The sequence below is a fragment of the Streptomyces sp. NBC_00335 genome (genome assembly GCF_036127095.1).
Classification (GTDB): Bacteria; Actinomycetota; Actinomycetes; order Streptomycetales; family Streptomycetaceae; genus Streptomyces.
The window spans coordinates 3998652-4017278 of the sequence record NZ_CP108006.1 but is presented as its reverse complement, the minus strand read 5'-3'; the positions used below and the strand labels follow the sequence as shown (position 1 = coordinate 4017278).

General features: G+C 69.5%; 17 protein-coding genes and 1 tRNA gene. 6 read left to right on the top strand and 12 right to left on the bottom strand.

Annotated features, from left to right (window positions below):
* Positions 1-53: 53 nt before the first annotated feature.
* The 5 genes from OHA37_RS17915 to OHA37_RS17895 all read right to left on the bottom strand — a co-directional run bounded on the left by OHA37_RS17915 (position 54) and on the right by OHA37_RS17895 (position 6273).
* Entirely contained in the window at positions 54-887 is an 834-nt protein-coding gene (locus tag OHA37_RS17915; protein WP_266906413.1) for a ParB/RepB/Spo0J family partition protein, read from the bottom strand.
* A 190-nt stretch (positions 888-1077) separates the two neighbouring features.
* On the bottom strand, positions 1078-2760 hold the full coding sequence (locus OHA37_RS17910; RefSeq protein WP_266906411.1) for a relaxase/mobilization nuclease domain-containing protein: 1683 nt from the start codon (positions 2758-2760) through the stop codon (positions 1078-1080).
* Positions 2761-3390 (bottom strand): plasmid mobilization relaxosome protein MobC, encoded by a 630-nt coding sequence (locus OHA37_RS17905; protein WP_266906409.1) that lies wholly within the window; start codon positions 3388-3390, stop codon positions 2761-2763.
* Between the two features lie 118 nt (positions 3391-3508).
* The gene (locus OHA37_RS17900) at positions 3509-4477 is read right to left on the bottom strand and encodes a DUF2637 domain-containing protein (protein ID WP_266906407.1); all 969 of its coding nucleotides are present in this window, start codon (positions 4475-4477) and stop codon (positions 3509-3511) included.
* Positions 4478-4986: 509 nt separating this feature from the next.
* Positions 4987-6273 carry a DUF3631 domain-containing protein gene (locus OHA37_RS17895; RefSeq protein WP_266906405.1) on the bottom strand — a complete coding sequence of 429 codons (1287 nt, stop codon included), beginning with the start codon at positions 6271-6273 and terminating at the stop codon, positions 4987-4989.
* 306 nt (positions 6274-6579) lie between these two features.
* On the opposite strand from OHA37_RS17895, the gene OHA37_RS17890 reads away from it, so the two are divergent.
* From OHA37_RS17890 to OHA37_RS17880, 3 genes are all read left to right on the top strand, one after another.
* On the top strand, positions 6580-7083 hold the full coding sequence (locus tag OHA37_RS17890) for a helix-turn-helix domain-containing protein (protein ID WP_266906403.1): 504 nt from the start codon (positions 6580-6582) through the stop codon (positions 7081-7083).
* 211 nt (positions 7084-7294) lie between these two features.
* Positions 7295-7513 carry a helix-turn-helix domain-containing protein gene (locus OHA37_RS17885; protein ID WP_266906401.1) on the top strand — a complete coding sequence of 73 codons (219 nt, stop codon included), beginning with the start codon at positions 7295-7297 and terminating at the stop codon, positions 7511-7513.
* Complete coding sequence (locus OHA37_RS17880; RefSeq protein WP_266906399.1) at positions 7514-8725, top strand: tyrosine-type recombinase/integrase; 1212 nt, start codon at positions 7514-7516, stop codon at positions 8723-8725.
* Positions 8726-8790: 65 nt separating this feature from the next.
* On the opposite strand, the gene OHA37_RS17875 is transcribed toward OHA37_RS17880, so the two are convergent.
* From OHA37_RS17875 to OHA37_RS17860, 4 genes are all read right to left on the bottom strand, one after another.
* Entirely contained in the window at positions 8791-9177 is a 387-nt protein-coding gene (locus tag OHA37_RS17875; protein WP_266906397.1) for a hypothetical protein, read from the bottom strand.
* 137 nt (positions 9178-9314) lie between these two features.
* Positions 9315-9959, bottom strand: a complete 645-nt coding sequence (locus tag OHA37_RS17870) for a uracil-DNA glycosylase (RefSeq protein ID WP_266906395.1) — start codon at positions 9957-9959, stop codon at positions 9315-9317.
* A gap of 192 nt (positions 9960-10151) precedes the next feature.
* Positions 10152-10877, bottom strand: a complete 726-nt coding sequence (locus OHA37_RS17865) for a hypothetical protein (RefSeq protein WP_266906393.1) — start codon at positions 10875-10877, stop codon at positions 10152-10154.
* Between the two features lie 218 nt (positions 10878-11095).
* Positions 11096-11169 (bottom strand) — tRNA-Gly (locus OHA37_RS17860).
* A 455-nt stretch (positions 11170-11624) separates the two neighbouring features.
* Between OHA37_RS17860 and dcd the strand changes: the two genes are divergently transcribed.
* Both dcd and OHA37_RS17850 read left to right on the top strand, forming a co-directional pair.
* Positions 11625-12212 (top strand): dCTP deaminase, encoded by a 588-nt coding sequence (gene dcd / locus OHA37_RS17855; protein ID WP_053675430.1) that lies wholly within the window; start codon positions 11625-11627, stop codon positions 12210-12212.
* Positions 12209-12733, top strand: a complete 525-nt coding sequence (locus tag OHA37_RS17850) for a phosphoribosyltransferase (RefSeq protein ID WP_266906389.1) — start codon at positions 12209-12211, stop codon at positions 12731-12733. Before dcd ends, OHA37_RS17850 begins: the two co-directional genes overlap by 4 nt.
* A gap of 102 nt (positions 12734-12835) precedes the next feature.
* On the opposite strand, the gene OHA37_RS17845 is transcribed toward OHA37_RS17850, so the two are convergent.
* Complete coding sequence (locus OHA37_RS17845) at positions 12836-13750, bottom strand: Yip1 family protein (protein WP_266906387.1); 915 nt, start codon at positions 13748-13750, stop codon at positions 12836-12838.
* A gap of 288 nt (positions 13751-14038) precedes the next feature.
* On the opposite strand from OHA37_RS17845, the gene OHA37_RS17840 reads away from it, so the two are divergent.
* The gene (locus OHA37_RS17840; RefSeq protein ID WP_266906385.1) at positions 14039-15100 is read left to right on the top strand and encodes a hypothetical protein; all 1062 of its coding nucleotides are present in this window, start codon (positions 14039-14041) and stop codon (positions 15098-15100) included.
* Between the two features lie 147 nt (positions 15101-15247).
* Here OHA37_RS17840 and OHA37_RS17835 read toward each other — a convergent pair whose 3' ends face one another.
* Both OHA37_RS17835 and OHA37_RS17830 read right to left on the bottom strand, forming a co-directional pair.
* Positions 15248-17770 (bottom strand): 4Fe-4S dicluster domain-containing protein, encoded by a 2523-nt coding sequence (locus OHA37_RS17835; RefSeq protein WP_266906383.1) that lies wholly within the window; start codon positions 17768-17770, stop codon positions 15248-15250.
* Between the two features lie 142 nt (positions 17771-17912).
* A complete protein-coding gene (locus OHA37_RS17830) occupies positions 17913-18449 on the bottom strand; it encodes a sugar transferase (protein WP_266906381.1) in 537 nt (178 codons plus the stop codon).
* Between the last annotated feature and the right edge of the window lie 178 nt (positions 18450-18627).

The window sequence follows — 18627 nt, the reverse complement described above, 5'->3', positions numbered from 1 at the left end:
ACACATCTGGGGGCCAACGCGTTTCGGCGTTGGCCCCCAGAGTGCTCATGGGGTCAGGATCGGGTCGTCAGCTGCGTGATGAGGGCTCGGGCTTCGGGGGTGAGGCCGTTGATGATCTCCTGGGCGTAGGGGGTGCCGGGTCGGGTCGTGAGGTCGTGGACGGCGGTCCAGTTCTCGGCGATGAGCTGGAGGGCCTGCTGTGCGCGAAGGACGGCCTCATGCCGGTGGGCGCGGTGTTCTTCGGCGCGCTGAGCCGCCTGGCCCCAGGTGATCTCTCCGCGATCCGCGAGCTGGGTGAGGGCGGGCGCGGTGTCCCCGTCGGCGGCGCGGATGGTGTCGGTGTCCCTCACCACCTGGCGGAGGCGGGCTTCGTCGAGGCTGAGGCGGCCTTCGATGACCTGTTCGGCGAGGTCGGGGGCGTGCCGGCGCAGGTGTTCGTGCTGGGCGGTGCTGGCTTCGATGTGGGCTTTGCGTTCGAGGGCGGCTGTGTGGGCGGCGTCGAGTCCGAGTGTTCCGACGCGGACTCGTTCGGCGAGGTCGGGGGCGTGCTGGAGGACGACGTTGGCGGCGGAGAGGCGGCTGCGGCTGAGGCCGTGGTGCTTGGCCAGGGTGCGCAGGGAGTGTCCCGAAAAGGAACACGCCATCGCGGTGATCATGGCCTGCTGGCCTTTGCTGACGTGCCGGCGGATCACGTTGTACGAGACGATCAAGCGGAGCGGATCGCTGTCGTCGGTGGTGAAGCGGGGTTCGACTCCGGCGATCTTGCAGGCGGCGAGTCGGTTGCGGCCGTCGATGAGCATGCCGTCGCGGTCGAGGACGATCGGATGGTGTAGGCCCTCGGCCTTGATGGACTCGGCGAGGTCGAGCAGCTCGTCCTGGTCGAGCATCGGGAGGGAATCGGCGAAGGGGTGGACCTTCAGGGTGTGCTCCTTGCGGGGGTGGGGGTGCCGACGGCATGAAGGTGCCGTGCGGCCTGGGTGGGTGGGGTTGGGCGTGGGGCCCTGGCATCAATGGTCTGGAGGTTCCCCGGTTTGGCTAACCGGGGATCGTCGGCTACCTTCCGACGGCTTCGCCGGCTCATCGCCTACGAGCGGCACGGTTCGCGGCCTGGTTCGCGGGCTGCGCGGCGGGAGCCGGGGTCGAGGCGGGACGGTTGCCTCGGGTGGGTGTGTCGGGGTTGTCGGTGGTGGGCAGGTCGGCCGTGCGGCGGAGGCGCCAGACGAGGACGTCGCTGATGGCGGTGGCGGTGTCGAGTTCCCTTCGGGTGGCGGCCTCGGCCAGGAGGACGGCTGGGTTGTGGCTGGCGGCCTGGGTGTCGGCGAGGGTGGCTGCGAGGGCGGGCCAGCCGGGCTCGGCCAGGATCTGTTCCGCCAGTCCCGGCAGGACCTGGCGCAGGAGGGCCACCTGCCGTTCCCGGACCCGTACGGCCAGGAGCTGGCCCCGCTGGGCGATCACGGCCGTGGGCTGGGCTGAGGCTTGCTGGTAGGCGGCGCGCAGGTGCTCGGCGGTCTGGCGGGCGGCTTCGGCTTGCTGGTCGTGCTGCCGTGCCTGGTGCCAGTGCCGGGCCGCGATGACCGCGAGCCAGATCACGTCGAGCATGATCGCCAGGGCGGCTGCGTCCTTCGGGGCGGGTTCCCGCAGGATCGCCTTGACGGCCCGCCGGTTGGCGTGCGCCTGCTCGTGGCGGGCGCGGATGCGGGAGCGGTTGGCGCGTTCGAACGCGGCTGCAGCCTTGAGGAGCTGCGGCCGTAGGTCGTCAGGGGCGATCAGCGGGAGGGCGTCGAGGGTTTCGGCGAGGACGGCGATGTGTGCCTGCGCGGCACCGTCGTCGCTTCGGGTGAGGAGGTCGGGGATGAGGTCGGTGGCGTCGGTGACCTGCTGCCACGCCGGACGCCTGTGGCCAGCCTGCGGGCTGGGCGGCGCCGGAGCGTCGGTGAAGCGCTCTGCGATCTTGGGGTAGGACAGGTCGGGGGCGAGGACGGAGCCGGAGAACCACACCGGCTGCCCCTCCTTGTTGGTGTCGCCGTCAAGAGCGACCTTGTAGCCGCGCACGTCCCCCGAAGGGAAGTGCTGGATATCGACCAGCACCCCGGCGCCGGTCAGGACCTGGAAGAACTCCTCCGTGCTGGCGGCTGCGGCCAGTGCCGTCCGTACGGTGGTGCGCAGCCTCTCCCTGGGCGTGGTGGCGTGGCCGTTGCGGCGGGCCTTCTCCTGCTCGGCGCGGGTGGGCCGCTTGGCTGCGGTGCGGTCGCCGCGTACGACCTGGCGCAGGCCGTACTCCTTCTCGATCGCGGCGAGTTCCTTGTCAGCGCGCGGGTAGTCGTTCCAGTTGCGAGGTTGGCGGAGGTCGGCGCGGACTTTGGTGGCGACGATGTGGATGTGGTCGTCGGCGTGGCGGACGGCGACCCAGCGGCAAGCGTCAGGGTCGCCGGCGGGGGCGATGCCTGTGGCGTTCAGGACGCGGCGGGCGATGGTGGCCCAGTCGTCGTCCGACAGGATCCGGTCTTCAGGGGCGGCGCGGATCGAGCAGTGCCACACGTGGGCCTTGGGTGCGCGGTCGCCGGCCTGCTTGACGCGGAGGTCGAGGGCGGTGGCGAGCTGGGCGAGGGTGGCGTTCGGGTTGCGGCCGGGGTCGGGGGCGAAGCCGTCCCAGGAGGCGACCTGGTGGGGGTCGGTGTGGTCCTTGGAGCGGACGGTGTCGTAGAGGTAGTTCAGGACGCCTCGGGTGTTGCGGCCGGGCTTGACAATGTTCGCGATCAATCAGACCGCCTTCGCGACGGCGGTCTGGAACGAGGTGGTGTCGATCGCCTTGGCGGCGGCGCCAGCGCGGTCGAGAACATCCCCGACCGCGGCGAGGACAGCGATATCCCCAGGGTGTGGACGGTCGCCGGAGTTCAGCTTCTTGGTGATCTGGTTGAGGTTGTGGCCGATGTAGCCGACCTCGGAACGCAGGGCGGCGAGTTCGTCGATCAGGTCGTCGAAGGCGTTGCGCTGGCCGGGGAGCGTGTGATCACCGTCGATGAAGGCCATGACGATGGCGCCGACGAGGTGGGCGCCGGCCAGGCCCATGCTCTGGGCCAGGGCTCGGATCTCGGTGTGCTCGTCGATGCTGTAGCGGACGTCTACACGCTTCTTGCGCTGCTCAGTTTCACGGGCGCGACGGCGTGCGATGCGGCGGAGCGCGGCTTCGTCGGCGGCTCGCATGGGCACGGCGGCGGTCGTTTCCCCTTCCGGTGCGCCCTCGCGCCGGAGCCCTTCCTCCGCCACCCCCGGGGCGGAGGCTGCGTTGGACCGGCCCTTGGACGGTCCAACGCCATACCTTGCTGGGCCGTTGGGGGTAGTGGTCATGTGCTGCTGGGCGGTGGGGAGTTCGTGGTTCGGGTTGTGCATGGATCGGTTCTCCGTGGGGTGTTGGCGGGGGTGCTTGGTTGTGCGTGGCCCCGTGTTCGGCTGCACGGGGCCACGGGATGAGCCGGAAGGAGGCGGGTGTTCGCTGCCTTGCAGGGGGTCAGACCGCGCCGGTGGGCGAGGTGGCCTCGCCGACTCCGTCGAGCGGCCCGGCCTCGAAGCCGTCGTCCGCGACGGGGTCGGCCTGGCCGGTCCGGTCGGCCTGCAGCTGGTCGCGCAGGGGGCGGGCGCGGGTCGGGCCGATCCGTAGTGCGCGGCGCAGATGTTCGGCGGTCAGCTCTTTGTCGCTCCAGTCGGCGGTCAGGGCGCGTGCCTCGGCGAGGATTGCGGCGTCTGTTCGGGTGCGGCCGGTGGTCGGCTTGGCGGCTACGGGTACCCGGCCGGTCGCCCGGCGCGGGGCGGCTCCGGTCGACTCCGCCACGGCAGCCGACCGGGCCGGTCGGGCGGCGGGAGCCGAATTGTCGGCCTCGGTCGGCCCCGTCGAGGGCGCCTCAGCCCCCTTCGTGGAGGTCGACTCGGTCGGCTGCTCGGGGGCCGACTGGGCCTGGTCAGACCTCGACCGTGCGTCCTGCTCGCCGGCCGACTCGTCGGCTTGCTGGATAACCGACTGGTCGGGGGCGGTTTCTGCGGGGTCGGCCGACTCGGGGTTGTGGTGGAGCACCTTCGCCACGAGGTCGGATCCGAAGTAGATCGACCCGACCGGGAGCGAGGTCGCCAGCAGTACGAGGGCCCAGTTCGCGGAGTCCCAGTCGGTCAGTCGGCCCCACTGGACTGCGGTGGTGTGCAGGGCCGGGACGAGGCCGTGCACGTAGTTCAGCAGGAGGCTGGCGATCGTGTAGGCCGCCAGGACCCGTAGCGCGAACGTCCGGTCGGGACCGGTCAGCACGAGCGTGGCGACCAGGGCGAGGGCCATCAGCCCGTCGACCACGATCGGGTAGAGCAGGGCGGCGGTGGAGTCTGCGCCGATGGCGCGGGCCACGTCGGACAGTGCGTTCCACGAGACGCGGAAGGCCATGAGGACGACGGCCACCAGGCCGAGGACGAGGGTGATGCGTCCCTTGCGGGTCACTCGACGGCACCCAGCGGGTGTGGGTGCTCGGCGAGCATCGCCGGGATCGTGGCTTTGTGTGGGGGCCTCGTCCTCGGCGGCCGGGGCGAGTACCGCGATGCCAGCGTGGATGCTGCGCATGGCTGCCGGGGCGCTTGGGGCAGGGGAGTGCAAGGGGTGGTCTCCAGGGTGGAGGCGGGCACGGGGGCGGGTGGCCGTGAAGGGCGTGGACTCGTCCCACTCGTCCCGTTGCTGGTCAGGGCAGGTACGGGTGGGCGCCTGATGTCGGCCCGACTCGTTGCGAGGGCCGGAGTGTCCGGCTCGGGGACGGTCGGTGGGACGAGTGGGGACGGGTCGGTACGGGTGTTGGTCCGCAGGCCGCTCCGAGAGTCCTCGGAAGGCGGCTGCGAGCCGCGCCTGCTGTGTTCGGCGAGGTCAGCAGCGTGGTGATGTCGGGTTGACCCGTTGCAGGGTCCTGACCCGTCCCCGCGCTGACCTGCGCGGGGACGGGTGGGACGAGTCGCGACGGGTTACGCGCCGGTGGCGGGTGCTGCTTCGGGGGCGGGTCGCTCCGGCGGGCAGTACCGGGTCCAGGCGTCGGTGAACTGCGCGAGGGTGAAGCCCTTGGCCTGGTTGCCGCCGGGGAAGCGGCGGTTGCCGGAGCTGATGCCGTAGTCGGTCAGCAGGGCTCGCAGCTTCAGTGGGGTGAGGCCGCCGGAGCTGATCTCGGCCCATGGTGCCTCGGGGTCTTCGTTGAGGAGGTTCAGCAGGTCGGCGGTCCGCAGGGCGGGCGGGTTGCCGACGCTGGCGAAGGCTTTGCGGATGTCGGTCAGGATGCGGATCTTCAGCCCGCCGTCCTGGTCCCGCCCGGACTCGTAGTCCGTCATGGCCTTGCACGCCGTGCGGGCGATCAACGGCCAGCGTCCGCCTGCGAGGTCGGCGACGCTGATCAACGGCTCCCAGGTGTCGGCGGCGCGGTCATCGACCGGGAGCTTGGGCTCCAGTGCGATGGCCTCGTCGCGGACGCTGGCCAGCCAGGCCGCCAGCCGCTCCCGCAGTGCCCTGACCGTCAGGTCGTCGCGGCCGTATCGCCAGGCGGTCACCTTCTCGCCGCCAGCGCGGCGGCGCATGCGGATGACCACCGACCGGTCCATGATCGTGTCGGGCAGGTCCCCGATGCCGGCCAGGGCGGCCATGGCGAAGGTGGAGAACTTCTGCACGTCGTGGTTAGGCCCAGACACGCGCAGGGTGGGGCGGTTGCGCTGGTGGCCCGCGTTGAGCAGACCGCGCATCTCCTCGTTCTTCTCCGCGACCTTCGCCGATCCGAAGATCGTGTCGACCTCGTCCACCAGCAGCGTGGGCGGATTCGCGTCGCCGATCGAGCGGAAGATCGCCGCCGCGGACGCGTTGACCGTGATCAGCGGATCATGGACCGCCTCGATCAGGACCTCCAGCAGCCGCGACTTCCCGCACCGCTTCGCAGGTCCCACCACCGCCAGGCGCGGCGCGTGCTGCCACACCGCCTGCAGATGCGTGGCTGCCGCCCAAAGTGTGGCGGCCGTCAGGGCCTCCTCGCTGGGCATGACCACGTACCGCCGGATCGTGGCCCGCAGTTCGTCCAGGATCGCCGCGCCCTCCGAGGCCGGAATGGCAGGGGCGGCGGGAGGCCCCGGCTCGGCGGGGGACTGAATGGCCGCGCTGGGCTGCCCGTCCTCCTCGTCGTGCAGGTGGGCGCCAGGCTGGCCGGGGACAGCGACCGCCGGCCAGGCGGTGGGAGCGGTGCTGTGGGATGGCGTGCTCGGGGTGGATTCGGTCATACTGGGTGACGAGCTCCTCAGGTTGTGGGCCACACGGGACGGCAATCCCGGTCTTGCAGCCAGTCGTTCAGGGATGGGCGGCGTGAGGTTTGCGCTTTGAGCCCCTCGGTGTCCGTTCACCGAGGGGCTTTTTGTGTGTCTGCGGCCGATGCGGACCTCCAGCAGTCATGTATAAGTATGCGGTGCCACTGCAAAACCATACCATAATCTGCGACACGTAGGGAGCTCTGCCTACCGCAGATTCCATGGTATGGTTTTTCCTGTCGCTACAACTCGGTACCGACGACTGCAGGACGCGGAGGTGTGATGGCCCAAGACGATCACCAGGGACGCGATGAGGAGGCACCAGAGGGTGTGCTCCTCAGAGGCGAGGACAACGTCGCCACGCGGATCAAGGTCGAGCGCGACAAGAGAGGTTGGAGTACCACTTTGGTGTCCGACCTGCTCAACGAGGCCGGCTACGAGATGAACCCGTCGGCCGTGTGGCGCATCGAGAACCGCAAGCGCCGCATCAACCTTGACGAGGCCATCGGCTTCGCGGACATCTTCGACCTGTCGCTGTCCAACCTGGTCGGCCCGCCCACGCTGGCCGCCGGCCCGGCCCTGGAACTCATCGACGCGGTGATCGCCACCAACGCGACCGCCCAGCGCGCCCAGCACGCCTACAGGCGCGCCACCGACGAACTGGCCGCCTACCTCGACGAGCACCCCGAGATCCGCGAGGAAGCCGACGTGATGGTCAGCAACGCCATCGCCGAGAACACCATGAAGATCAACCAGGAGCAGTTCGGCCCGCCATCAGGCCCGTAACAGCCGACCGCTCCACACGCCGCCCTGGGCCCGCAAACCCCCAGACCACGGCTGTACTGCCTGTCCCATCCCTGAACGACACACAGGCCCGGCTATCAGGGGGTTGCCGCCCCCGCCCAAGTTCACCCAGCCGAGGCCAGATCCGGAGCACTGCTTGCGCCACACGGCGATACCCCACACCTCCGCCCAGCGTTCCCGCACAGCGAAGGAGGTGACCACCCCCGACACCTTCCTCACCGTGGAACAGGCAGCCGAACGCCTCGGCACCGGCGTGCGCTTCATCCGGCGCCTCATCTCCGAACGCCGTATCGGCTACGCCAAGTTCGGCAAGCATGTCCGCATCGCCGACAGCGTCCTGACCGCGTACATCGAGGAGCAGACCGTCGAACCCCTGCGCGGCCGACAGGCGCGCTTCGGGCTGGTGGTCTGAGTGACGCGATCCCGCAGAAGGGCACCGCGCCGCAGCTTCGGCGCGATCCGCAAACTGCCCTCGGGCCGCTACCAGGCCCGCTATCCCGGCGCGGGCGCCATCCTGCGCGCGGCCCCGCAGACGTACGAGACCAAGCGCGACGCTGAGGTGTTCCTCGCCCAGATCCAGGCCGACCAGGCCAGAGGCGACTGGATCGACCCGATGGCCGGCGAGGTGCTGTTCGCGGAGTACGCCAAGCGCTGGATCGACGAGCGCGGCATCGCTCCGACCACCGAGGAGCTGTACCGGAGGCTGCTGCGCCTTCACCTGGAGCCGACCTTCGGTGAGCAGCACGTCAACACCATCAGCCCGGCCAAGGTCAGGACCTGGCGCGCGGAACGGCGCAAGGCAACGGGGGCCACCACCACGGCCAAGGCATACCGGTTGCTGAAGGCCGTCATGCAGACTGCGGTCGAGGACGAGCTGATCCGCCGGAACCCCTGCTCCATCCGCGGGGCGGGGCGCGAAGACGCGGACGAGCGGCCCGTGGCCACCGTCGAGCAGGTCTTCGCGCTCGCCGAGGCCATCGGGATCCGCTGGCGGCTGATGGTCCTCCTCGGAGCCTTCGCCTCGATGCGGCCGGAGGAGCTGGCGGAGCTGCGCCGCGCCGACATCGACCTCGACACCGGCTCGGTCCGGGTGCGGCGTGCTGCCCCGGAGCTGAACACCGGCCGGAGGGTAATCGGTGATCCCAAGTCCCGCGCGGGCAAACGGGAGATCATGCTGCCCGGCTTCGTCCTCCTCGACGTCCGCCGGCACCTGGAGTGGTTCGCTCAGGACGGGCCCGACGGCCTGGTCTTCGTGGGGGAGAGGGGAGCTGCCCTGCGGGGTACCTCCTTCGGCCGGAAGTGGCGCAAGGCCCGCGACGCGGTCGGCATGTCCAAGGAGTTCCGCTTCTACGACCTGCGGCACACGGGCAACACCCTCGCCGCCGACACCGGCGCCAAGTTGAAGGACCTCATGGTCCGCGCGGGCCAGTCCTCCGAGCGTGCGCAGCTGATCTATCAGCACTCCACCAGGGAGCATCAGCGCAAGCTCGCCGCCGACATCGACACCAGCGTCCGCAGCCAGCGGACGCCAGCAGACCGTCGGTTGGGCACTGGCGCGACCGCCTCCGACCACAAGATCGTTCCGCTGCCCCCGGCTCCTGCCGCCACGGCTCGGCGGAGGTGACGTGCAGGGGGTGCGGTCCGGCAGCAAGCCGGACCGCACCCCTGCGTTTAAGCGATCGATCCCAGCTACCTGGCGCCCTTGAGGAGATCTCCGAATCCCGAGCCCGAACAGTAGGTGGCCGCCCGCGCCTCTGCGTCCGCATTGCGGTCTATGACCGCTTTTTCAGTGTCATCGAAGATGTAGCTGGAGGCATGGTCAAGGTTTTCCCGATCAAGGATCTTGGCCGCATTGATTGCCTCGGAGCCTGCTTCTTCAGCGCGGTCGTACTCCGCCCATTCGATGTTCCGCCAATCGCTCGCGTCGACGCTGCCAGCGCTCGACAGCATCGCGTTTCTGGCACCCTGCCACGCCGCGAGCTTGACGCAGTAGTCCCGCTGCCACGCTGAAGCCTGTGCTGGATCGTACGAGGAGCAACTGGTCGCCAGCGTCGACGCGGCGAGGACAGGGAGCAACGCAGAAATCGTCCGGAGTGCCTTGCTGCATCCGCCGCTGTCCCACCACATAGATCAATTCCCCCTAGAACACCGGCCGATCGTGGAGCACAGAGAAGGGCGGCGACGCCCATAGGCCGCGCGAGTGCGACCGAGCTCTATGACGGCCCGCCCAGGCCACGGAGCACGTCACCGACGCTCTGGCAGGAGTCGACTCTGTGCTGGGCGCGGCGCGCGCGTTCCTCGGGGTCTCGTACGAAGAGCGCCTGGCGCCCGGGGTGGTAGGTGCTCACCACCTTCACGCTCCGCTCACGGACCGCTTCGGGGTGCGTCTTGAGTAGCCGGCGCCACGCGTCCTGGGCTTCGCTGCCCTGGAGAAGCACGACCTCGATCTTCGGCATCAGCCCCAGCAGCTGCTTCAGGACCTCGACGCCGGCCTGGAGCTCGGCCGCCTTCGGCGAGCGGTTGATGTACCAGGGGTAGGCGTTCCAGGGAGTGACGTCTCGCGGCGCGATCCCCGCCCCCTCGAAGAGCTGGACCTGCAGCTCCGCAGTCGGGTCGTCGTTCTCCACACACAGGAATCCGGAGCCGACCCCTTCCTGTGTCTTGGGCCCCGGATCCCGCAGGATCGATAGGGCGCGCGCGTCCGCTCCCCCGTGCCAGGGGGCGACGTGCGGCATCCAGCCACGCCCGTCCTGGTCGCGCAAGGCGTCGACCATCTCATTGATCGGCCGCACGTGGGGGGCGTAGCGCCCCTGCTCCTGCTCTATCCGGAACGCCTCGTCGCGCATTCGTCTCGCCATGTCTCCTCCAGCACCCACTCGCACGATCGCGGGGAAATCGGAAATCGGGAACGTCTGACAACAGCACGGCACCGCTCGATCGATCCCGTTCTCGCAGGCGGAGAGAACCATTCGCCACTCGGCCACAGTTCCACGGGGCAGGGCGAACGAGGCTCGGGGCCGCGAAGGAGGGCAAGCAGCGTTCGGCGGGTCCTATTGGAACAGTGTGCCGCCGGGCACGCGTTCCACGTCGGTGACCTTCAGTTCGGCAATGTCCGCGATGGTGCCGTTGGACACCCCGTTCGGGACGATCAGCTGCTCCGGCTGGCGGTTGGTCTTGTCGGGGCCGAGTCGTTCGGCGTGGGCCTCGGTCTCGCCGAGGAAGTCGCCGTCCTTGTCGTACGCCTCGATGGTGACGCGGTAGTCGGCCGCGTCCTTGCCGAGATTGGTGATCGAGAGGTCGTACAGGTACACCGGCCCGCCACCGAAGTCAGGGTCGGCGTGCCCGTTGGAGATCTTGACATGCTTCAGCAGCTCCTCGCGGGCGCCCGGCTCGATGCCGCACAGCTTGTCCCAGGCGTCCAGGACCTCAGCGAACTGCTCCGGGGTGGCCTTCTGCCCGGTCGGGGAGCTTTTCAACGACTGCTCGCGGTCCTTGCGGCGCCCCGAGCACTCGGTTGCGTACGTCTCTGTCATGGCCTTGAGGTCTTGTGCGGACATCGCGGCTATCTCGGCCCGCTTGGGCGTGTACTTCCACACGACGGCCAGGAACTGCTTCTGCCCCTCGTCCAGCAGCCGGTCGTTGTACGTGGCCGACGGGGACGGCGCCGCGCTGCCGGCGGCAGTGGTCTTGGCCTTGTCGCCGGTGTCGCCGTCGCAGGCGGCCATGGCCAGAACCAAGCCCGCGGCGAGGACGGCCGCGACGGAAGTGCGATTCAAGATGCTTCCCCTCACTGGGCTGCCCGGTCGGCCCGCACCTCCGGGTAGGTCCGTGGATCGTACCGGCCGCCGGACGGTGTACGGCAGGTCATTCCACGAGGAAGGAGGGGACTCAATCTGACGCCCCGTTAGGGAAGTTATGGCACGCGAATGGCACGCGGGCCCAGATAGGTCTAGACAACAAACAAGCCCCAGGTTGCTGACCTGGGGCTTTGCCGTGGAGCGGATGACGGGAATCGAACCCGCGCTATAAGCTTGGGAAGCTCATGTTCTACCATTAAACTACATCCGCGCAGCCGTCCAGTTGCCTGGAGCGCTATCGTTTCTCACCCTACCCCATGATCGACCCCTGGTGAATTCGCCCCGGGAGTGGTGTCGCGTGCGGGGTGCACGGAGGGTCGTGGGGGCGGGAGTTGGGGCGTACCTTGTGTGTGCGGAGCGGCGGCTGGAGTGGGTCTTGTTCATCCCCTAATGTGGCGATTCATCGCAGTACGGCTGGTTGGGGAAAGGGACTCGATGGAGCACACCGTCGTCCGTTGTGCCGAAGGGCACGTATTCAGCACCGCTTCGTTCCCGCTGCAGCACCTCGGTGCCGGTCGGATCGGGCCGGGGCGGCTGCTGCGGTGTCCGCGCTGTGCGCGGCTGCGGCATGCCGTGCCCGTGGGAGCGGCGTCGAAGCGGTAGACATCGGCGCGCGGGGTTCCGCCTCGATTGGGGCGGCCCGCGCGCTCTGCGTATCCTCGGGACGTGCTTCTCTCTGATAAAGACATCCGGGCCGAGATCGACAGCGGACGGGTTCGCATCGACCCCTTCGACGAGTCGATGGTGCAGCCCTCCAGCATCGATGTACGTCTCGACCGGTTCTTCCGGGTCTTCGAGAATCACCGCTACGCCCACATCGACCCCGCCACCGAGCAGAGCGATCTGACCCGGATGGTCGAGCCGGACGGTGACGAGGCGTTCATCCTGCACCCGGGTGAGTTCGTACTCGCCTCGACCTACGAGGTCATCTCGCTGCCCGACGACATCGCCTCCAGACTGGAGGGGAAGTCCAGTCTTGGCAGGCTGGGGCTGGTGACGCATTCGACCGCCGGTTTCATCGACCCCGGGTTCTCGGGCCACGTGACGCTGGAGCTGTCGAACCTCGCCACGCTGCCGATCAAGCTCTGGCCGGGTATGAAGATCGGGCAGCTGTGTCTGTTCCGGCTCAGCTCGCCCGCGGAGTTCCCGTACGGGAGCGAGCGGTACGGATCGCGGTACCAGGGCCAGCGCGGCCCGACGGCCTCGCGGTCCTTCCAGAACTTCCACCGGACCCAGGTGAGGCACGAGGCATGAGTGACGGAGCGAGTGACGCAGTGAGCGGCGCAGTGCGCGAGAACCTCGACTACGAGGGATTCGGCCGGGCCGTGCGCGAGCTGGCGCAGACCATCGCCGACGACGGCTACGAGCCCGACATCATCCTGAGCATCGCCCGCGGCGGAGTGTTCGTCGCCGGCGGTCTGGCGTACGCGCTCGACTGCAAGAACATTCACCTCGTGAACGTCGAGTTCTACACCGGCGTGGGCACCACCTTGGAGATGCCGGTCATGCTGGCGCCCGTGCCCGAGGCGATCGACTTCACCGCCAAGAAGGTGCTGATCGCCGACGACGTCGCCGATACGGGCAAGACGCTCAAGCTCGTCCACGACTTCTGTCTCGGGCACGTCGCCGAGGTCCGGTCCGCCGTGATCTACGAGAAGTCCCACTCGCTCGTGAAGTGCGAATACGTGTGGAAGAAGACCGACGAGTGGGTCAACTTCCCCTGGTCGGTCGAGCCGCCCGTCGTGCGGCGTGAGGGACAGGTTCTCGACGCCTGAGACTCCGCTGTGCGAGGTGCGTGAGTCGTACGAGTTGTGTGAGGAGGGGCCCGCCGCGCGGTGTTCGTGCGGCGGGCCCCTCCTTGTGCGCGTGTGCGTGCGCTAGATCGTGCCCAGCTTGATGATCGACAGCAGGGCGATCAGCTGGATCGCCGACGCGCCCAGGGCCTTCGGCCACGGCAGGTCGTGCGACTTGCTGATCAGGGCGGTGAAGAGCGCGCCGGCCGCCACCCAGGTGGCCCAGCCCAGGATCTGGACGAGCATGTTGTCGCCGCCCAGGAACATGGCGAAGAGCAGGCGCGGTACGTCCGTCAGGCTCATGACCAGCATCGACAGGCCCACCGTGGGCTGCCACGATCCGTCGCCGCCCAGCTGGCGGGCCAGCGTGTGGGTGACGGCGCCGAGGATCAGGCCGCAGATCACGAAGGCCACGCCCGCCGACAGCACGATCGGGAAGGCGTTGGGGAGGGTGGCGTTGATGACGTCGTTGCGGGTGTCGTCGAAGCCGAAGACCGCGAGCAGCCCGTAGAGGAAGGTCACGATCAGCGCCGGCCCCCAGACGGCGTAGTCGCGCATCTGCAGGAAGGTCGGGCCCGGGCGCGTCACGATGCCCCGGAGCAGGTCCTTCCACGGCAGCCGCGGACCGGCGGGGGCGGCGGCCTGGGCCGCGCCCGCCTGGTAGGTCCCGCCCTGGGTGTACGGGTACGGGTCCTCGCCGATGGAGAAGGCCTGGGTGTACCCCGGGGAGTCGCTCGGGCCGCCGGCTCCCTGGTGGGGACCCTGGCCGTAGCCGTATCCCTGACCCTGGCCGGCGTTGCCGCCGTGCGGGTCGAAGTATTCGGGCTCGCCGTGGCCCCCGGGAGCGGCCTGCTGCGGCCACTGCTGGGGTGCGTAGGGCTGCTGGCCGTACGGCGGCGGCGCCTGGGGCGCCTGCTGCTGACCGTACGGCTGCTGCCGCGGAGGTTGTTGCGGGGTGCGGTTGTTGTCCCGGCCGCGTCCGATCCTGAATCCAGCCACGTGATCGAAAGTACCCGCTCCCGGGCGGCCGGGGGGCCGGGCCGGGGGAAGAGGCCCCCTTTGCGGCTGAGCTGTGACATCCCCTAGGGGGTACCTGGAGGGGCTTCTCGGGGTGGGCCAGGGGCGGGCCCGGGGCGGGCCCGGAGTGCGTTCCGGGTGGGTTACGTGGCTGCGCGGCAGTCTGCCGGTCACCGTTACATCGCCGACGGAATACGGACATACCGGGTCCGTAGCTTCGTAGACGTAACCACCGCACGCAGCACGAACGAGCACGAGAAGAGCACCGCCATGCGCAGCCCGCACCGTCGTACCACCCTCCGTACCGCCGCCGTCATGGCCGGTGCGGCCGCCGTCCTCGCCCTTCCCGTGGGGTCCGCCTTCGCGGATTCCCCGGCCGTGCCGGACGCGCAGGTCCTGCCCGGCGTCGAGCAGCCGTCCGTGGACCCGCAGCAGCCGCAGGTGGACCCGACCGTGCCGCAGGTTGACCCGCAGCAGCCGCAGGTGGACCCGACCGTGCCGCCCACCACGCCTCCGACCACGCCGCCCGTGACGCCTTCGGTCCGCGAGTACGTCACGACCGTGAAGCTGGCCGACGGCTCGGTCGCCCGGGTCTACAAGTTCGGCGACGGCCACTTCGAGGCCGACATCTTCGCCGGTGGCACCAAGCTGGACACCCTGGTCAGCAAGGACGGCAGCCCTGCCCGCGGTCAGAACAACGGGATGCACGTGGTCCTCCAGCCGAACGGCACCGTCACCTCGTGGATCGAGGGCGCGACCGGGCCGGTCGAGAAGCCGAAGCCCGTGGAGAAGCCGAAGCCGGTGGAGAAGAAGGAGAACTCCGTCCAGGTCGCCATGCCCGACGGGCGCAACGCGCGGCTGATCGACGGCCCGAACGGCAAGCGCGTCGAGCTCTCGATGCCGAACGGGAACATCCTCGGGACGATCGACCTGAAGCACCCGACCGCGACGAACGACGGCTGGACGTACAAGCTCGTCCAGGACGGAAAGCGCGTGAAGTTCGTCGTCATCGACGGCAAGAGCGGTGGCAACAGCTGGGTCTACGACTTCGGCAGCGGCAAGCTGATCGAGACGTACAAGGTCGCCAAGGACACCAAGTCCGCCAAGCCGGTCGAGAAGGTCGAGAAGGTCGAAAAGGTCGAGAAGAAGGCCGTCGAGCGGGTCGTGCCCAAGGGCGGAGTGAAGGCGGGCGCCGAGGGCATGGTCCCGGTGGCGGCGGAGGCCGACGCGCAGACCCCGCTGCTGCTGGCCGCCGGCGGGGGCATGGCCGCGGTGGGCGCGGCCGGGCTGGGCTTCGCGATCCTGCGGCGCAGCCGGAGCGAGCGGTCCTGACCCCGCGCTGCGGTGTGCGGAGCTTTCCCCCACCCCACCCCGCCCCTTCCCGAAACCGGGGCTCCGCCCCGGACCCCGTACGCCGGAACGGCCCGACCCCACAGGGGGACGGGCCGTTCCGGCGTTCTGCGTTCGGTGCTGCGCGGGCTACTTCGCCTCGGCGTCGGTCTCCGGCTCCGCCGGGGTCTCCGCCTTCGGCGCGGGCGCCTTGGTCTCGGCCACCGGTTCGGCCGTGGCTTCCGCCTTCGGCTCCGGCTTGGCCTCGGCCACCGGCTCGGCCGTGGCTTCCGCCTTCGGCTCCGGCTTGGCCTCGGCCACCGGCTCGGCCTTGGCCTCCGCCTTCGGCTCCGGCTTCGCCTCGGCCGTGGCTTCCGCCACCGGCTTCGCCTCGGCCACCGGCTCGGCGGCAGGCTCAGCCTCCGCCTCGACCACAGGCTCCGGCTCCGCCTCCACCACAGGCTCCGGCGTCTTCACCGAGTCCAGCAGCAGCTGCGCCACGTCCACCACCGTGACGTGTTCCTTCGCCTGGCCGTCGTTCTTCTTGCCGTTCACCGAGTCGGTGAGCATCACGAGGCAGAAGGGGCAGGCGGTGGAGACGATGTCCGGGTTCAGGGACAGGGCCTCCTCGACGCGCTCGTTGTTGATGCGCTTGCCGATCCGCTCTTCCATCCACATCCGCGCGCCACCCGCGCCGCAGCAGAAGCCCCGCTCCTTGTGGCGGTGCATCTCCTGCTGGCGCAGGCCCGGCACGGCCGACATGATCTCGCGCGGCGGCGTGTAGACCTTGTTGTGCCGGCCCAGGTAGCACGGGTCGTGGTACGTGATCAGCCCGTCGACCGGGGTCACCGGCGTGAGCCGGCCCTCGTCGATCAGGTGCTGGAGCAGCTGCGTGTGGTGGATGACCTCGTACTCGCCGCCCAGCTGCGGGTACTCGTTCGCGATGGTGTTGAAGCAGTGCGGGCAGGTGGAGACGATCCGCTTCGCCGACTTCGGCTTCTTCGTCTCCGGGTCCTCGTCGTCCTCGCCGAACGCCATGTTCAGCATCGCGACGTTCTCCTGGGCCAGCTGCTGGAACAGCGGCTCGTTGCCCAGACGGCGCGGGGAGTCACCCGTGCACTTCTCGTCGCCGCCCATGATCGCGAACTTGACGCCCGCGATGTTCAGCAGCTCGGCGAAGGCCTTCGTGGTCTTCTTGGCCCGGTCCTCCAGGGCGCCGGCGCAGCCGACCCAGTAGAGGTAGTCGAACTCGGAGAGGTCCTCCGCGTCCTTGCCGATGATCGGGACCTCGAAGTCCACCTCCTTGGTCCACTCGACGCGCTGCTTCTTCGCGAGGCCCCAGGGGTTGCCCTTCTTCTCCAGGTTCTTGAGCATCGTGCCCGCCTCCGACGGGAACGCGCTCTCGATCATCACCTGGTAGCGCCGCATGTCGACGATGTGGTCGATGTGCTCGATGTCCACCGGGCACTGCTCGACGCACGCGCCGCAGCTCGTGCAGGACCACAGGACGTCGGGGTCGATGACCCCGTTCTCCTCGGCGGTGCCGATCAGCGGGCGCTCGGCCTCGGCCAGCGCGGCCGCGGGGACGTTCGCGAGCTGCTCCGGCGTCGCCTTCTCGTTGCCCTCCATGTCCTTGCCGCCGCCGGCCAGCAGGTACGGGGCCTTGGCGTGCGCGTGGTCGCGCAGCGACATGATCAGGAGCTTGGGGGAGAGGGGCTTGCCCGTGTTCCAGGCCGGGCACTGCGACTGGCAGCGACCGCACTCCGTACACGTGGAGAAGTCGAGGATGCCCTTCCACGAGAACTGCTCGACCTGCGAGACGCCGAAGACGTCGTCCTCGCCCGGGTCTTCGAAGTCGATGACCTTGCCGCCGCTGGTCATGGGCTGGAGCGCGCCCAGTGCGACCGCGCCGTCGGCGTTGCGCTTGAACCAGATGTTCGGGAAGCCGAGGAAGCGGTGCCAGGCCACACCCATGTTGGTGTTCAGCGAGACGACGATCATCCAGATCAGCGAGGTGCCGATCTTGATCATCGCGGTGAAGTAGATGGCGTTCTGCAGCGCGCCGAGCGACATGCCCTTGAAGGCCAGCACCAGCGGGTACGAGACGAAGTACGCCGGCTCGTACGAGTCCACGTGGTGGATCGCGCCTTCGAGGCCGCGCAGGCACAGGATCGCGAGGCCGATGGTCAGGATGATGTACTCGACGAAGTACGCCTGCCAGGCCTTCGAGCCCGCGAAGCGCGACTTGCGGCCGGCCCGCGAGGGCAGCGACGCGAGGCGGATCCCCATCAGGACGAGGATGCCGAGCACGGTCATCAGGCCGATGAACTCGATGTAGAGCTCGAACGGCAGGAAGCCGCCGATGATCGGCAGCACCCAGTCGGCCTGGAAGAGCTGCCCGTACGCCTGCACCAGCGTCGGCGGCAGCGTCAGGAAGCCGATCGCGACGAACCAGTGCGCGAAGCCGACGAGGCCCCAGCGGTTCATCCGGCTGTGGCCGAGGAACTCCCGGGCAAGGGTGAGCGTTCGGGATTTCGGGTCGTCCGTACGGCTGCCCGCCGGTACGGGCTGGCCGAGCTTCACGAAGCGGTAGATCTGCGCCACGGCTCGGGCGAGCAGCGCGACGCCGACCACGGTCAGGACCAGCGACACGATGATCGCGGCGAGTTGCATGGGAGGGCTCCTCGGGCGGCACTTACTAAGCGGTAACTTATCCAGTCAAGGCTTGAGGTTACCCAGTCCCGACGCCGCAATGTAGCCGAGCGCGCGGTGATCTGCGTCGCTCGCCCCCGGCTCGCCCCGCCCGGGCTCCGGCTCAGAGCCGCCCGTGCCGCCAGGCCGCCCGCGGGGTCTGCGCGAGGATCGCCAGGTCCATTCCCAGCCAGTGGTTCTCCACATAGTGCCGGTCCAGCAGGTCCATCTCCTCCCACGGCAGGTCCGAACGTGCGCTCACCTGCCACAGTCCGGTCATCCCGGGCCGTACGAGGAGCCGCTCGGGCCGGTCCGACGCGCTGTTTCCGGGCCGCGGCCCGACCAGCGACATCTCGCCGCGCGCCACGTTGAGCAGCTGCGGCAGCCGGTCCAGCGAGCACCGCTCCAGCGCCGCCCCGGCCCGCCCCTTGCCCACGCGGAAGCGCCACGCCCGGTAGGGCCGCCCGGCCAGGCCGGCGGCGGGCTCGCGTACGAGGACGCCCGCGCCCTGGGTCGCGTACAGCAGGGCGGCGGTCAGCAGCAGCGGTACGAGGAGCACCCCGATCAGGAGCGCCGCTCCGGCGAGGTCGAGCACCCGCTTGGCGGATGGCCCGGGCGGCCATGGCCCTGGCCGGGCGGGGAGGCGTGGCAGCAGAGGCATGTCTGCACCGTGCCGCACGCCTCCGGCGGGGGTGGGGTGCCGCGCGGCCGTGGTGCCCCGTTCGGGTGCGGCTCCGCTGCCGGGGCTCCGCCCCGGGCTCCGCGCCTCACACGCCGAATGGCGCGTGATTGCGCGTAAGGGTGGCTTAAAGGTTGAGCCCCCTCGACTCACCTCTGTT

Bases quoted from the DNA above. Each gene is read 5' to 3' on its own strand.
- OHA37_RS17915 (WP_266906413.1), bottom strand. From the start codon at position 887: ATGCTCGACCAGGACGAGCTGCTCGACCTCGCCGAGTCCATCAAGGCC.
- OHA37_RS17905 (WP_266906409.1), bottom strand. From the start codon at position 3,390: ATGCACAACCCGAACCACGAACTCCCCACCGCCCAGCAGCACATGACC.
- OHA37_RS17895 (WP_266906405.1), bottom strand. From the start codon at position 6,273: ATGACCGAATCCACCCCGAGCACGCCATCCCACAGCACCGCTCCCACC.
- OHA37_RS17890 (WP_266906403.1), top strand. From the start codon at position 6,580: ATGGCCCAAGACGATCACCAGGGACGCGATGAGGAGGCACCAGAGGGT.
- OHA37_RS17870 (WP_266906395.1), bottom strand. From the start codon at position 9,959: ATGGCGAGACGAATGCGCGACGAGGCGTTCCGGATAGAGCAGGAGCAG.
- OHA37_RS17850 (WP_266906389.1), top strand. From the start codon at position 12,209: ATGAGTGACGGAGCGAGTGACGCAGTGAGCGGCGCAGTGCGCGAGAAC.
- OHA37_RS17840 (WP_266906385.1), top strand. From the start codon at position 14,039: ATGCGCAGCCCGCACCGTCGTACCACCCTCCGTACCGCCGCCGTCATG.
- OHA37_RS17835 (WP_266906383.1), bottom strand. From the start codon at position 17,770: ATGCAACTCGCCGCGATCATCGTGTCGCTGGTCCTGACCGTGGTCGGC.
- OHA37_RS17830 (WP_266906381.1), bottom strand. From the start codon at position 18,449: ATGCCTCTGCTGCCACGCCTCCCCGCCCGGCCAGGGCCATGGCCGCCC.